This window comes from Amycolatopsis sp. NPDC003676 (genome assembly GCF_053587275.1).
The window spans coordinates 16,003-30,775 of record NZ_JBSFNS010000044.1; the positions used below are offsets into that span (position 1 = coordinate 16,003).

A 14,773-nucleotide genomic window follows, 5' to 3' on the forward strand; every position below is an offset into this window, starting at 1 on the left:
ATGCTGAAGGTGGGCACGGTGGTGCTGGGAGTCGAGGACATGGAGCGCGCGGTCTCGTTCTGGAGCGACGCGCTGGGGTACGCGCGGCGGGACGACGCCAAGGATTTCGTGGTGCTGCTGCCGCCGGACGGCGCGAGGCCGGGGGTGGCGTTCCAGCGGAGTTCGGCGCCGGTGCAGGAGGTGCCGCGGGTGCATCTGGACCTGTACGCCGGGGATGCCGCGGACCAGGCGGCGGAGGTCTCTCGGCTGGTGGGACTGGGGGCGCGGCAGGTGGACTGGCCGCACTACCCGCCGGATCCGGACTTCGTGGTCCTCGCGGATCCGGAAGGCAACCGGTTCTGCGTCATCGACACCGCGCACGGCTGATCCGCTGTCCGTGCGGGGACCTTGATTCCGTCCTGGTCCCCGCACGGCACGCGGCCGGGGCAAAAACAATCAGGCGCGCTTGATTTTTCCGGGGCCAGGGTCCACGCTGGGTCCGCACGAGGTGGTGCGGCGGACGCAGGGAGGCGCAGGAATGGCTGATCTCGCGGGGATCCTCCGGGATCTCGCGGCCGAATCGCAGGCGGTCGACGACCTGGTCGCCGGGTTGCCCGCGGACGGGTGGGCGCGGCCGACGCCGGCGCCCGGCTGGAGCATCGCGCATCAGGTCGCGCATCTGGCGTGGACCGACGGCAAATCGCTGATCTCCGCGAGCCGGCCGGAGGACTGGCAGTCCGAGGTCGAAAACCTGTTGAGCATCGGCGAAAACTACGTCGACGCGGGTGCCGAAGAAGGGGCTCAGCTGCCGCCGGACGAGCTGCTGGCCCAGTGGCGTGCGGGACGGGCCGCGCTTGCCGAGGCGCTCGCTGCGGTGCCGGAGGGGCAGAAACTTCCTTGGTACGGCCCGCCGATGAGTGCGGCGTCCATGGCGACCGCGCGGATGATGGAGACCTGGGCGCACGGTCAGGACATCGCCGACGCGCTCGGCGTCACGCGCGAGCCCACCGAACGGCTGTGGCACATCGCCCGGTTCGGCACGCGGACGCGCGATTTCGCGTACAAACTGCACTCGCTCGCGCCGCCGACCGAAGAATTCCGGGTCGAGCTGGTCGCGCCGGACGGCAGCACGTGGGCATTCGGGCCGGAGGACGCGGAGCAGCGGCTCACCGGCAGCGCGCTCGACTTCTGTCTGGTCGCGACACAGCGGCGGCATCCGGCGGACACTGATTTGGTCGCGACTGGCGCGGATGTCGAGGAGTGGCTGGGCATCGCGCAGGCGTTCGCCGGGCCGCCCGGAGCGGGACGCAAGCCGGGGCAGTTCGCGTGAGCGCGCCGTTGCGCGTCGGGAACGCGTCCGGGTTTTACGGCGACCGGTTCTCCGCCGTGCGCGAGATGCTGACCGGCGGCCCGCTGGACGTCCTGACCGGTGACTATCTCGCCGAGCTGACCATGCTCATCCTCGGCCGCGACCGGATGAAGGACCCGGCGCGCGGCTACGCCAAGACGTTCCTCCGGCAGATGGAGGAGAATCTCGGGCTGGCTAAGGAAAAGGGCGTCCGGATCGTCGCGAACGCGGGCGGGCTCAACCCGGCCGGGCTCGCCGACGCGTTGCGGGAGCTGGCCGCGAAGCTCGGTCTCGATGTCCGCGTCGCGCACGTCGAAGGCGACGATCTGATCGCGCGTGCGGACGAGTTCGGGTTCGAGAGTCCGTTGACTGCCAACGCTTATCTCGGCGCGTGGGGGATCGCGGAATGCCTGAAAGCCGGTGCGGACGTGGTGGTGACCGGGCGGGTCACGGACGCGTCGGTGATCGTCGGACCGGCGGCGGCGCATTTCGGCTGGGCCCGTGACGACTACGACGCGCTCGCTGGGGCGGTCGCGGCGGGTCACGTCATCGAATGCGGCGCGCAGGCGACTGGCGGAAACTACTCGTTCTTCCGTGAACAGCCGATCGGTGTGCCGGGATTCCCGCTCGCGGAGATCCACGCGGACGGGTCCAGTGTGATCACGAAGCATCCGGGGACCGGTGGGGTGGTCAATACCGGAACTGTCACGGCGCAGCTGTTGTATGAGATCACCGGTGCGCGGTATGCGAATCCTGATGTGACGGCACGGTTCGACGCACTGTCGCTTTCGGACGACGGGCCGGATCGGGTGCGGATCAGCGGGGTGCGCGGGGAAGCGCCGCCGCCGACGTTGAAGGTGTGCCTCAACCGGCTCGGCGGGTTCCGGAATGAGACGACGTTCGTCCTTACCGGACTGGACATCGAGCAGAAAGCCGCGCTGGTGCGGGAACAGCTGGAAGGCGCGCTGGCGAAGCGTCCGCCAGCCGACGTCCGGTGGACGCTCGCTCGCACGGACCACGCGGACGCCGACACCGAGGAACGCGCCAGTGCGCTGCTGCACGTCGCGGTGAAGGACAACGATCCCAAGATTGCCGGACGTGCGTTCAGCGGAGCGGCGATCGAATTGGCGCTTGCGAGCTACCCGGGATTTCACGTGACCGCACCGCCTTCGGACGCGTCGCCGTTCGGGGTCTACTCAGCGGCCTTTGTGGACGCTGGCGCGGTCCCGCATGTCGCGGTGCTGCCGGACGGGTCCAAGGTGGACATCGCGCCCGCCTCGGAGACGCTTGAGTTGTCCGAAGTGGACGAACCAGCGTTGCCGGAACCGTTGCAGGCGGACAAGGTGCGGCGGGTCCCGCTTGGTCTGGTCGCCGGAGCGCGCAGCGGCGACAAGGGCGGCAATGCGAACCTCGGCGTGTGGGTGCGGTCCGAGGAAGCGTGGCGCTGGCTCGTGCACCGGCTGACCGTCGGGGAATTCCGCCGGTTGCTGCCGGAAACCGAAGGACTGCCGGTCACCCGGCATCTGCTGCCGAACCTGTGGGCGATGAACTTCGTGGTCGAGGGCATTCTCGGCGACGGCGTCGCTTCGCAGGCCAGGTTCGATCCCCAGGCGAAGGCGCTCGGCGAATGGCTGCGGGCGCGCGAACTCGACGTCCCGGAGGCGCTGCTGTGACCGTGGATCCGTTCCGCACGCCGGAACGCACCGAACTGCGCGCGACGGTGCGCCGGTTCGTGGAGAAGGACGTGCTGCCGCACCTCGACGACTGGGAGCGGGCCGGGGAACTGCCGCGCGACCTGCATCGCAAGGCGGGACAGCTGGGCCTGCTCGGGGTCGCGTTCCCCGAATCCGCGGGCGGCGGCGACGGCAATTACCTCGACGCGCTCGTGGTCGCCGAGGAAATGCACTACGCGGGCGGGTCCGGCGGGCTGTTCGCGTCGCTGTTCACCTGCGGGATCGCGGTGCCCCACATCGTCGAGGCCGGCGACCCGGTGCAGATCGAACGCTGGGTGCGGCCGACTCTCGAAGGCGAGAAGATCGGCTCGCTGGCGGTCACTGAGCCGGACGGCGGCTCCGATGTTGCTGGGATCCGCACCACGGCGGTGCGCGAGGGTGACGAGTATGTGGTCAACGGGGCCAAAACGTTCATCACTTCCGGGTGTCGCGCGGACTTTGTGACCACTGTGGTCCGAACCGGCGAAGCGGGCGCGCATGGTCTTTCGCTGATCGTGGTCGAGCGCGGGACGCCGGGGTTCACGGTGTCGCGCAAGCTGGAGAAGATGGGCTGGGCGGCCTCGGACACCGCTGAATTGTCTTATGTGGACGTTCGTGTCCCGGCGGAGAACTTGATCGGGGCGGAGAACAGCGGGTTCGCTCAGGTGGCCACGCAGTTCGTGACTGAACGGCTTTCGCTGGCGGTGCAAGCGTATGCGCACGCGCAGCGGGCACTGGACTTGACGGTGGACTGGTGCCGGATGCGCGAGACGTTCGGGCGTCCGCTGATTTCGCGGCAGGTCGTGCAGCACAAGCTCACCGAGATGGCCTGCAAGGTCGACGTCGCCCGGACGTATGCCCGGCAGGTCGCGATCCGGCACGTGTCCGGCGAAGAAGTGATCGCCGAGGCGTGTTTCGCGAAGAACACCGCGGTGCAGACCGCTGAATGGGTCGTGAACGAGGCGGTGCAGCTGCACGGCGGGCTCGGCTACATGCGCGAGGCCGAAGTGGAACGGCACTACCGCGACGTCCGCATTCTCGGCATCGGCGGCGGCACCACCGAAATCCTGACCGGACTGGCCGCGAAGCGATTGGGATACACCGCATGACCACTATCAGGTCCACAGTGGACACCCGGGCCGACGAGTTCGCCGCGAACCGCGAGGCGATGCTGGAGAAGCTCGCGGAGATCGACGCCGAACAGGCCAAAGCGGTCGCCGGCGGCGGGGAAAAGTACGTCGAACGGCATCGCAAGCGCGGGAAATTGCTGGCGCGCGAACGGATCGAACTGCTCCTGGACGAGGATTCGCCGTTCCTGGAGCTGTCGCCGCTGGCCGCGTGGGGTTCGGACTACCGGGTCGGCGCGAGCGTGATCACCGGGATCGGCGTCGTGGAAGGCGTCGAATGCCTGATCTCGGCCAGCGACCCGACGGTCAAGGGCGGCGCGAGCAACCCGTGGACGACGAAGAAATCGTTCCGGGCGGCGGACATCGCGGCGCAGAACCGGCTTCCGGTGATCAATTTGGTCGAGTCCGGCGGCGCGGATCTTCCGACGCAGAAGGAAATCTTCATCCCCGGCGGCCGGGTCTTCCGTGATCTGACGCGGTCCTCGGCGGCGAAGGTGCCGACCGTCGCGCTGGTGTTCGGCAACTCGACCGCGGGCGGCGCGTATCTGCCCGGCATGTCCGATTACGTCGTGATGGTGAAGGAACGCGCGAAGGTGTTCCTCGGCGGGCCGCCGCTGGTCAAGATGGCGACCGGCGAGGAATCCGACGACGAATCCCTCGGCGGCGCGGAAATGCACGCGCGGACGTCCGGGCTCGCCGATTACCTCGCCGTCGACGAGGAGGACGCGATCCGCCTCGGCCGCGGCATCATCAAGCGGCTCAACTGGACCAAACAGGGTCCGGCGGCCAAACCGGACTACGCCGAGCCGGTGTTCGACCCCGAAGACCTGCTGGGCATCGTGCCGACCGATCTGAAGGTCCCGTTCGACCCGCGCGAGGTGATCGCGCGCGTCGTGGACGGTTCGGACTTCGACGAGTTCAAGCCGCTGTACGGGCCGAGCCTGGTCACCGGGTGGGCGAGCATCCACGGTTATCCGGTCGGCATCCTGGCGAACGCACAGGGCGTGCTGTTCGGCGAGGAATCGCAGAAGGCCGCGCAGTTCATCCAGCTGGCCAACCAGATCGACACGCCGCTGGTATTCCTGCACAACACGACCGGCTACATGGTCGGCAAGGAATACGAGCAGAGCGGCATCATCAAGCACGGCGCGCTGATGATCAACGCGGTGTCGAACTCGAAGGTGCCGCACCTGTCCGTCCTCATGGGAGCGTCCTACGGGGCCGGGCATTACGGGATGTGCGGCCGGGCCTACGATCCGCGGTTCCTGTTCGCGTGGCCGAGCGCGAAGTCCGCGGTGATGGGACCGGCGCAGCTGGCCGGGGTGCTGTCCATTGTGGCCCGCGCCGCGGCGGCGAGCCGGGGCCAGGAGTACAGCGAGGAAAACGACGCCGCGATGCGCGCCATGGTGGAGAACCAGATCGAGGCGGAATCGATGCCGATGTTCCTGTCCGGCATGCTTTACGACGACGGCATCATCGACCCGCGCGACACCCGCACGGTGCTCGGGCTGAGCCTGTCGGCGATCCACAACGGACCAGTCAAGGGCGTCGAAGGCGGCTTCGGCGTCTTCCGGATGTGAGGGCCATGATCCAGAATCTGCTGGTCGCCAACCGGGGCGAAATCGCCCGCCGGGTGTTCCGCAGCTGCCGGGACGCCGGAATCGGCACGGTCGCGGTGTTTTCCGACGCGGACGCCGATTCCCCGCACGCGCGGGAAGCCGACGTCGCCGTCCGGCTGCCGGGCAACGCGCCGGGCGAGACGTATCTGCGCGGCGAACTGCTCGTCAAAGCCGCGGCGGACGCCGGAGCCGACGCGATCCATCCCGGATACGGCTTCCTGTCCGAGAACGCCGGTTTCGCCCGTGCGGTGCTCGACGCCGGGCTGACTTGGATCGGCCCGCCGCCCGCGGCGATCGAGACCATGGGCTCCAAAGTGGAGTCGAAACGGCTGATGGCCGCGGCCGGGGTTCCGGTGCTGTCCGAATTGGACCCATCGGCGGTAACCGAGGCTGATCTTCCGTTGCTGGTCAAGGCTTCCGCTGGCGGCGGCGGTCGCGGCATGCGCGTGGTTCGCTCGCTGGACGAGCTGGCCGAGGCCGTCGAGAGCGCTCGTGCGGAAGCGGGCTCGGCGTTCGGCGACCCGACGGTGTTCTGCGAGCGGTATCTCGAAACCGGACGGCACATCGAGGTCCAGGTGCTCGCCGATTCGCACGGCACGGTCTGGGCGGTGGGGGAGCGGGAGTGCTCCATCCAGCGTCGGCACCAGAAGGTGGTCGAGGAAGCGCCATCGCCCTTTGTGGACGATGCCATGCGGACTGAGCTGTTCGACGCGGCGCGCAAGGCCGCGCAGGCGATCGACTACGTCGGTGCGGGAACCGTCGAGTTCTTGGCTGGCCCGGACGGCCGGTTTTACTTCCTGGAGATGAACACCCGGCTTCAGGTGGAGCATCCGGTGACGGAGAACGTCACGGGGCTGGACCTGGTGGCGTTGCAGCTTTCGGTGGCCGAGGGTGCTCGGTTGCCTGCCGAACCGCCTGCTGCCCATGGACATTCGATCGAAGTCCGGCTGTACGCGGAAGACCCGTCGGCTGGATGGCAGCCGCAGAGCGGGACGCTGCATGCTTTTGAAGTGTCCGGAGTGGACCGCGAATTCACTCACGGTGCAGGACTGCGCTTGGATTCCGGCGTGGAATCCGGGTCGGTCATCGGCGTCCACTACGACCCGATGCTGGCGAAGGTCATCACGTGGGCGCCCACGCGGGCGGAAGCCGCGCGTCGACTCGCCGGTGCTTTGGCTGGCGCGAAGATCCACGGCGTGGTGACCAACCGCGATCTGCTGGTCCGGATTCTGCGGCACGAGGCTTTCCTCGCCGGAGAAACGGATACCGCGTTCTTCGATCGGCACGGACTGGACACTTTGGCCGCTCCACTGGCTACTGTGGACACCGAGCGCTGGTCCGCTTTGGCTGCCGCGCTCGCGGATGCCGCAGGGAATCGGGCTAGTGCGACGACTCTGGGACGGTTGCCGAGCGGTTGGCGCAACGTCCGCTCCGCTGGTCAGCGCAAGGTGTTTTCCAAGGGAGACAACCGTTACGAGGTTGTCTACTCGCTGACCCGCGACGGTCTGCGAGCCGAGGGCTACGACGATGTCGCCTTGGTCGCCGCGACGCCGGATCAGGTGGTCTTCGACATCGCCGGAGTCCGCCGGACCTTCGAGGTCGCCCGGCACGGTTCGGTGTCCTATGTGGATTCTCCGCTGGGTTCGGTGGCGCTGACCGTCGAGCCGCGGTTCGCCGATCCCGATGCGGCACTGGCTGCGGGATCGCTGCTCGCGCCGATGCCGGGCACGGTTGTGCGGCTCGCAGTGTCCGAAGGGGACAGTGTGCGGACGGGCGATCCATTGCTGTGGCTGGAAGCGATGAAGATGGAACACCGGATCTCAGCCCCGGCGGACGGCGTGGTCGCCGAATTGCCGGTCGAGGTCGGGCAACAGGTCGAGGTAGGCGCGGTGCTGGCTGTGGTGGGAGAGACCGAATGAACGCGATGAACTTCGTCGAGCCGGAAGAGCGGGTGGCGCTGCGGAAGGCCGCGGCCGATCTGGCGGGCAAGTACGGGCACGAGTACTACGCGAAGAAGGCCCGCTCGGGCGAGAAGACCGACGAGCTGTGGAACGAAGCCGGACGGCTCGGCTACCTGGGCGTGAACCTGCCGGAGGAATACGGCGGCGGGGGAGCGGGGATCGCGGATCTCGCTGCGGTGCTGGAGGAATTCGCCGCCGCGGGCTCGCCGCTGCTGCTGATGGTGGTGTCGCCGGCGATCGTCGGGACGGTGCTGTCGCGCTTCGGCACGCCGGACCAGAAGAAGCAGTGGCTGCCGGGAATCGCGGACGGCAGCAAGAAGATCGTCTTCGCGATCACCGAACCGGACGCCGGATCCAACTCGCACAAGATCACGACGACCGCCCGCCGGGACGGTGGCGACTGGGTGCTGTCCGGCCGCAAGGTGTTCATCTCCGGGGTCGACGAGGCGGACGCGGTGCTCGTCGTCGGCCGCACCGAGGACGCGAAGACCGGGCGGCTGAAGCCCGCGCTGTTCGTGGTGCCGACGGACACGCCCGGGTTCGAGTTCGCGAAGATCGACATGGACATCGTCGCGCCGGAAAACCAGTTCTCGCTGTTCCTGGACGACGTGCGCCTGCCCGCGGAAGCCCTGGTCGGCGAGGAGGACGCGGCGATCGCGCAGCTGTTCGCGGGCCTGAACCCGGAACGGATCATGGGTGCGTCGTTCTCGCTGGGCACCGCTCGGTACGCGCTGGACAAGGCCGTCGGGTACGCCAACGAACGGCAGGTGTGGGGCGCGCCGATCGGGTCGCATCAGGGGCTCGCGCATCCGCTGGCGCAGGTGAAAATCGAGCTTGAGCTGGCGAAACTGATGACGCAGAAGGCCGCTTCGCTGTACGACGCGGGCGACGATTTCGCCTCCGGAGAGTCCGCGAACATGGCGAAATACGCGGCGGCGGAGGTAGCGATCCGCGCGGTCGACCAGGCAGTGCAGACTCATGGCGGCAACGGCCTGGCGACCGAATACGGCCTGGGGAGCCTGGTGACGGCCGTGCGGTTGGGCCGGATCGCGCCGGTGAGCCGGGAAATGGTGCTGAATTTCGTGGGGCAGCACAGCCTTGGGCTGCCGAAGTCGTACTGAGCAGTGGTGAAGTCATGAGGTGCGTCGGCTACTGGACGCCCGGCCGCGAGCTGTGGCCGGGCACCCGGCGCGGGCCTGTCCGGAGGTCCGTGAGGGGAACCCTGAGGGAATCAGATTCCCTCAGGGTTCCCCTCACGGCCTTTTCTGGGAGCGGGCCGGCCGGGCGAGGTGACGGCTGATGCTCCGCGAACCGCAGCAAGAACGCAGCCGCACTACGCGGCGGCGGTTGATCGAAGCCGCGATGGACTGCATTGGGGAGCGGGGCTGGCACGGGGTCACCGTCGCGGTCATCGCGGAGCGGGCTGGCGTTTCCCGGGGCGCCGCGCAACATCACTTCCCGACTCGAGAGTCGCTGGTCGCGGCGGCGGTCGAGTTGCTCGGCGAGGCTCAGTTGGACGAACTGCGCACACGCGCGGCCGGGTCGCCGGGCGGTTCCTCGCGGATCGAGTGGGTCGTCGAGATGCTGCTGACCCTGTACACCGGGCCGATGTTCCGTGCGGCGTTGCAGCTGTGGGCCGTCGCGTCGACTGATGATCAGCTGCGCGACGTGCTTGTTCCGCTGGAGGCGCGCGTCGGGCGGGAGGCGCACCGGGTCGCGGTCGAGTTGCTCGGCGTCGACGAAGCTCAGCCGGGCGTGCGCGAACTGGTCCAGGCCACTCTCGACCTCGGGCGCGGCCTCGGTCTCGCCAACCTCCTCACCGACGACACCCGCCGCCGCGAACAGATCGTGCGCGAGTGGGCTCGGACGCTCGAGTCTCGCCTGGCGGGAACCGAACAGGTCTAGGCATCGTCACATTCCCGAACCGCTACAGTGTGGCTGTTAACACATTCGGCCCAATCGGCGATAACGTTGAGTAAGTAGCCCACGAGGAAGAAGGCGATCCCGGTGTCCGGTGCAGAAGGGGTGACCGTCGAGCTGACCCATCGCGCGATGGCCATGCTCAAGGCGGTCGCGCAGCAGCGCGCGGAGATGTCCACCAGCTGCGAGCCCGACCTGTTCGTCGACGGTTTCGCTTGCTGCGACCAGATGACCGCACACGCGCTCGCCAAGGGCGGCTACGTCCGCCCGGGCACGGGCTCCGCTGCCGCCGGGCGCGTTCCCGCTGAACTGACCGAGGCCGGAGTGGCCGCGCTGTCGGTCACCGCCGCTGCCTGATCTTCACTCGTTCGGCCGTACCCGCGCACGGTGTGTGACGGACGACAGAACGGGGACCTCCCGGGCGGGAAGGTCCCCGTCGCCGCGCTCCGCCCTGCCGGATGGCCTCGATTCGGGCGCGCGCCTGTGCCGGTGGTTCAGTCCACTGCGGCACGGTTTGGCTGACCTGGTCGGCTCAGTTCGATCGGCGGCTGGTTCGCTCGGCTGAACCGTCGTCGACTCGGCCCAGATCTGCGGCACCGTCGCCAGCTTGGTTCAGGCCGGTTGCGCCGTGGCCAACCTTGCCCGGATCGGCCGGACCGCCGCCAGCTTGGCTCCTCAGCTGCACCGTGATCGGCTTGGCTCGGATCGGCTGAACCGCCACCGACTCGGCTCATCAGCTGCAGCGTGAGCAGCCCGCCGCCGCCCCGCTCCCGCTGTCCGTGAGGGCCACCCTGAGGGAATCTGATTCCGTGAGGGTTCCCCTCACGACCCTCGACGGTCCGTGAGGGAGTCCTTCACGGAATCAGATTCCCTCAAGGAGTCCTTCACGGACCGCCCGCCCTGCCGCGATCGCGACGCCCCCAATGTGGCATTGGGTGCGTCGCATGCACCCAATGTGGCGTTCGGTGCGTCAGATGCACCCAATGCCACATGGAGCGCAAGCCCGGCCCCGAAATCAGCCGTTGTAACCAGCCACGACCTTGGTGAACGCGTAGTTCTCCTGGTCGATCCCGCTGCACCCGCTGCAGTCGCGGTTCGTCGCCCAGAACGTGACGCGGCCCAGGTGGTGTTCGGCGGCCCAGTCGCGGATCGCGGTGAAGTCCGCGACCGACACGACTTCTCCGGCCCGGTCGGTCTTGCCGTTCATCGACGACAGCCCGGCGCGGTGGTAGGCGGTGGCGTCGTCCCAGCCGAAGGTCGACTTCAGTTCTCCGACCAGGCCGTCCACCGCGGATTTCGTCATCGCGACCATGTCGCCGCCGTCGGAGAAGTCGAACGGCATCAGCGACCACACGTCGACGTCCGCGCCCAGCGCCTTCGCCTGCGACACCAGTCGCTTGCCCCAGTCGTTCGGGCCCTGCGGCGTGGTTCCCATGGTGATCACGACGCGCAGGTTCGGGTTCTTGTCCTTGAGGATCTTGACCGCGCCGAGGATCCGGTCCTGGACTGTCGCGTTCTCGAACTCGTCGGTGTTCTCGATGTCGAGGTCGATCGCTTGCAGGCTGTAGGCGTCGATCACCTGCTGGTACGCGCCGGCCAGTTCCTCCGGCGATCCGCAGTTCGGGCCCAGTTTGTTGCCCGACCAGCCGCCGAAGGACGGGATCACGTCGCCGCCCGCCGCGCGGATCTTCTGGATCATCGCGGCGTCGGAGCCGTCGAGCGGGCGGTTGCCGTCCCAGGCGGGAGCGCAGCCGCCGCCGGAAAGCATGAAAGCGAGGGTGAACGCGCTGACGCCGGTCGCCTCCATCGCGGCGGACGGATCGCTCTGGCCGCCCCATTGGTACAGATACGGTGCCGCGAGAACCGGGTCTCCCGCGGCGGAGGCGGTGCCGACTGTGGTGGTCAGGGCAGCGCCCGCGGCGAGTGCCAGCACGCCGAGCCGTCCGGCGAGTTTCCGGCGGGAAGTGGTGCGGCGCAAGGATTTCATGGGTCCTCCAACGGGGGAAACGCGCACCCGGCGGCACGCGGCATCGGAGCACCTGGCGAAGCCGGACGTGGCGGCGGCGCCCCGCAGGCACTCGAGGGGAGTGTGTGCGCAGTCACAATGGACTAGACCATTGAGAAGTGTCAAGACATGGGCGGGAGTGGGAAAAAACCTTACTGAGCGTGTCCAGGTCGCCGGGATGTTCCGGGGCGCCGGTGAGCGGGACTATCGGGAAGCCGCGCGCGGACGGGAGGGCAAACAAAGCCGCTCAGCGGGCGCTGCCGGAGCGGTGTGTCACGCTGAAGACGGCTCCCCGGTCATCGGCGCCCTCGGAGCGGTCGATCTTCGAAGGGGAGCGTCATGACCGAACCGGTCCGGATCAGCGGAGCCGACGTCGCGCCGGAGCAGCAGGCCGTCCGCTACGAGCTGGCGATCCTGTCCTTTCAGCTGCTCGACGGGCCGAAAGCCGTCGAGGGCGTGTTGCCGTGGGTCGAGGGGCACGGCGAACTGCTCGGCTGCTGGCAGACGGAGAACGGCCCGCTCGGCAGGCTGGTCGTGCTGCGCGGGTTCGAGAATCAGCAAGCGCTCGACCAGGAGCGGATGCGGGCGCGCCATAGCCGCAAACCGTTCGGCGGCGACTATTTGACTGATTTGTCGCTGCGGAGTTTCGCGCCGTTCCCGTTCATTCCGCCGGTGCGGCCGGGGAAATACGGTTCGGTGTATGAGATCCGCGATTATCACCTCCGCCCGGGCGGGCTGACCGCGACGATCGACGGCTGGCGGAAAGCGTTGCCCGCGCGGCATGCGATCGATCCGCTGACCGTGGTGATGTACGCGCTCGACGGGCCGGATCGGATCATCCAGATCTGGCCGTTCGCGAGCCTGGACGAACGGCTCGCGATTCGCCGGGACCTTTACGCGAAGGGGATGTGGCCGCCGCCGGGTGCGCCGGAGGAGATTCTCGACGCGGATTCGATTATCGCGTTGCCGACGGAGTTTTCTCCGCTGGCGTGAGTTACGTCGGTTCGCCGATGTCTTCGAACCACAGCGCCGGTTCGCGTTCGATGAATTCCGTCATCAGGGCGACGCAGGCCGGGTCGTCGAGAAGATCGATGCGGACGCCGTGGCCGGCCAGCCAGTCGTGGCCGCCGGTGAACGTGCGCGATTCGCCGATCACCACGTGCGGGATGCCGAATTGCCGGACCAGGCCGCTGCAGTACCAGCACGGCGACAGCGTCGTGACCATGATCGTGTCGCGGTAATGCGGGCGGCGGCCGGCGGCGCGGAACGCGGCGGTTTCGGCGTGCAGGGACGGGTCGCCGTCCTGGACACGGCGGTTGTGGCCGCGGCCGAGGAGCTTCCCGTCGCGGTCGAAGAGGGCGGCGCCGATCGGGACGCCGCCTTCGGCTTTTCCGGCTTCCGCCTCTTCGCGGGCGACAGCGAGCAGGTCGTCGAGCATGCGTCACTTTCGCACGGCGCGGCGAGGTCGCGGCGATCGAGGACCGAAGCTGTCCGCGAAGCGTGGCAGAGTAACCGGCATGTACGGAACCTCCGAACGCCTGTTGCGCCTGCTCTCGCTGCTGCAGGCCCGCCGCGAGTGGCCTGGTCCGGACCTCGCGGGCCGGTTGGGGGTCGACGTCCGGACGATCCGGCGCGACGTCGAACGGCTGCGGCAGCTCGGCTATCCGGTGCACGCGACGCCGGGGGTCGCGGGCGGGTACCGGCTGGGGTCCGGCGCCGCGTTGCCGCCGTTGCTGCTGGACGACGACGAGGCGGTCGCGGTGGCGGTCGGCCTGCGGACGGCGGCGAACGGCACCGTGTCGGGGATCGAGGAGACGTCCGTGCGGGCGTTGGCGAAGCTCGAACAGGTGCTGCCCGCGCGGCTGCGGCACCGGGTGCGGGCGATGGACTCGGCGATGGTCCGGATCCCCGGCGGCGCGCCGACGATCGACGCCGAGCTGCTCACCGTGGTCGCCGCCGCGTGCCGGGACAACGAGCGGCTGCGATTCACCTACGGCACGCACGCGGGCGCTGTGGCCGAGCGCGACGTCGAGCCGCTGCGGCTCGTGCACACTGGCTGGCGGTGGTACCTCGTCGCGTGGGACCTCGGCCGCAACGACTGGCGCACCTTCCGGCTGGATCGCATCGACGGTCTCCCGACGCCCAGTTTCCGTTTCACGCCAAGGGAACCACCGGCGGAAGACCTCGCCGCGTACGTGTCGAGCCGGATCGCGACCGCGCCGTATCCGCACATCGTGACGTTGCGGGTGTCGGCTCCGGCGGAAGTGTTGTCCGCGCGAGTTTCGCCGACGACGGCGGTGATCGAGCCGATCGACGACGAAACCTGCCGAATGCGTACCGGGGCGAAAACGTTCGACTACATCCCGTTTTACCTCGCGCAGTGGGAATTCGACTTCGTGGTGGAGGACGCGCCGCCAGAATTGATGGGCCGGCTGGCGCAGATCGCGGAACGGTTCGCGCGGGCTACTTCAGGTCGAGGTGGCGACGGCGAGCAGGTCCGCGGCGGCAGCTGACAGCGCTTCGGGGAAACCCTTGCCGTCACGGTGTTCCTCGGCCATCCAGCGTTCGGTGGCCAGTCGTAACACGGACAAGCCCAGGTCGGTCGCCAGCCGCGCGGTTTCGGGGGCGATGCCTCTGTCTAGCAATGCACTGGTGAGCGCTTCCGAAATCGTGACGAGTTTGATCAATTCCCGCTCGCGCAGCGGGGGATTGGCCGCGATCACCGTCGCGCGGCGCAGCAGGAATTCGCGCGGACGGAATACGCGCGGCGCGGTGGCAAATGCGGCCAGCAGGGTGGGCAGCGCGGGAGTGCCGGGCGGGACCGCGTTGATGGCGGTGACGAACTCGGTTTCCAGTTCCTGGCTGCCGCCGAACAGCACTTCCCGTTTGTCGGCGAACCACCGGTAGAACGACCGCTCGGTGAGGTTCGCGCGCTGAGCGATCTGCGCGACCGTCGTGCGGTCGTAGCCCTGTTCCTCGAACAACGCCAGCGCGGCCTGTTCGAGCCGGTTCCGGGTGTTGCCCTCCCATCGCGCCATGCGCCCAGTGTAGCGACAGCAGATGCTGTCATCACTCTGGTAGCGTGAGTGACGACAGCTTCTG

At 68.4% G+C, this 14,773-nt stretch carries 14 protein-coding genes; 11 read left to right on the plus strand and 3 right to left on the minus strand.

Annotated features, from left to right (window positions below; genetic code table 11):
* The 9 genes from ACWDNU_RS24545 to ACWDNU_RS24585 all read left to right on the plus strand — a co-directional run bounded on the left by ACWDNU_RS24545 (position 1) and on the right by ACWDNU_RS24585 (position 10,023).
* A complete protein-coding gene (locus ACWDNU_RS24545; protein ID WP_449670601.1) occupies positions 1–366 on the plus strand; it encodes a VOC family protein in 366 nt (121 codons plus the stop codon).
* Positions 367–517: 151 nt separating this feature from the next.
* Positions 518–1,309 (plus strand): TIGR03084 family metal-binding protein, encoded by a 792-nt coding sequence (locus ACWDNU_RS24550; RefSeq protein WP_370938689.1) that lies wholly within the window; start codon positions 518–520, stop codon positions 1,307–1,309.
* Entirely contained in the window at positions 1,306–3,000 is a 1,695-nt protein-coding gene (locus ACWDNU_RS24555; protein ID WP_449670602.1) for an acyclic terpene utilization AtuA family protein, read from the plus strand. Before ACWDNU_RS24550 ends, ACWDNU_RS24555 begins: the two co-directional genes overlap by 4 nt.
* Entirely contained in the window at positions 2,955–4,148 is a 1,194-nt protein-coding gene (locus tag ACWDNU_RS24560; RefSeq protein ID WP_449670603.1) for an acyl-CoA dehydrogenase family protein, read from the plus strand. Before ACWDNU_RS24555 ends, ACWDNU_RS24560 begins: the two co-directional genes overlap by 46 nt.
* The gene (locus ACWDNU_RS24565) at positions 4,145–5,746 is read left to right on the plus strand and encodes an acyl-CoA carboxylase subunit beta (RefSeq protein WP_449670604.1); all 1,602 of its coding nucleotides are present in this window, start codon (positions 4,145–4,147) and stop codon (positions 5,744–5,746) included. The genes ACWDNU_RS24560 and ACWDNU_RS24565 overlap by 4 nt, the downstream gene beginning before the upstream one ends.
* A gap of 5 nt (positions 5,747–5,751) precedes the next feature.
* Positions 5,752–7,704, plus strand: coding sequence for an acetyl/propionyl/methylcrotonyl-CoA carboxylase subunit alpha (locus tag ACWDNU_RS24570; RefSeq protein ID WP_449670605.1), 1,953 nt, complete (start codon positions 5,752–5,754; stop codon positions 7,702–7,704).
* Positions 7,701–8,867, plus strand: coding sequence for an acyl-CoA dehydrogenase family protein (locus ACWDNU_RS24575; protein WP_449670606.1), 1,167 nt, complete (start codon positions 7,701–7,703; stop codon positions 8,865–8,867). The genes ACWDNU_RS24570 and ACWDNU_RS24575 overlap by 4 nt, the downstream gene beginning before the upstream one ends.
* Positions 8,868–9,045: 178 nt before the next feature.
* The gene (locus tag ACWDNU_RS24580; RefSeq protein WP_037814758.1) at positions 9,046–9,651 is read left to right on the plus strand and encodes a TetR/AcrR family transcriptional regulator; all 606 of its coding nucleotides are present in this window, start codon (positions 9,046–9,048) and stop codon (positions 9,649–9,651) included.
* Between the two features lie 102 nt (positions 9,652–9,753).
* Positions 9,754–10,023: a hypothetical protein gene (locus ACWDNU_RS24585; RefSeq protein ID WP_449670607.1), complete on the plus strand. Its 270-nt coding sequence runs from the start codon at positions 9,754–9,756 to the stop codon at positions 10,021–10,023.
* Between the two features lie 658 nt (positions 10,024–10,681).
* Here ACWDNU_RS24585 and ACWDNU_RS24590 read toward each other — a convergent pair.
* The gene (locus ACWDNU_RS24590) at positions 10,682–11,653 is read right to left on the minus strand and encodes a chitinase (protein ID WP_449670608.1); all 972 of its coding nucleotides are present in this window, start codon (positions 11,651–11,653) and stop codon (positions 10,682–10,684) included.
* A gap of 357 nt (positions 11,654–12,010) precedes the next feature.
* On the opposite strand from ACWDNU_RS24590, the gene ACWDNU_RS24595 reads away from it, so the two are divergent.
* Positions 12,011–12,664: an NIPSNAP family protein gene (locus ACWDNU_RS24595; RefSeq protein ID WP_449670609.1), complete on the plus strand. Its 654-nt coding sequence runs from the start codon at positions 12,011–12,013 to the stop codon at positions 12,662–12,664.
* A 1-nt stretch (position 12,665) separates the two neighbouring features.
* Here ACWDNU_RS24595 and ACWDNU_RS24600 read toward each other — a convergent pair whose 3' ends face one another.
* Positions 12,666–13,109 carry a nucleoside deaminase gene (locus tag ACWDNU_RS24600; RefSeq protein WP_183123549.1) on the minus strand — a complete coding sequence of 148 codons (444 nt, stop codon included), beginning with the start codon at positions 13,107–13,109 and terminating at the stop codon, positions 12,666–12,668.
* Positions 13,110–13,188: 79 nt separating this feature from the next.
* Between ACWDNU_RS24600 and ACWDNU_RS24605 the strand changes: the two genes are divergently transcribed.
* Entirely contained in the window at positions 13,189–14,184 is a 996-nt protein-coding gene (locus ACWDNU_RS24605; RefSeq protein ID WP_370938677.1) for a helix-turn-helix transcriptional regulator, read from the plus strand.
* On the opposite strand, the gene ACWDNU_RS24610 is transcribed toward ACWDNU_RS24605, so the two are convergent.
* Entirely contained in the window at positions 14,140–14,709 is a 570-nt protein-coding gene (locus ACWDNU_RS24610; protein WP_370938676.1) for a TetR/AcrR family transcriptional regulator, read from the minus strand. The two genes, ACWDNU_RS24605 and ACWDNU_RS24610, sit on opposite strands and share 45 nt — an antisense overlap.
* Positions 14,710–14,773 lie beyond the last annotated feature (64 nt).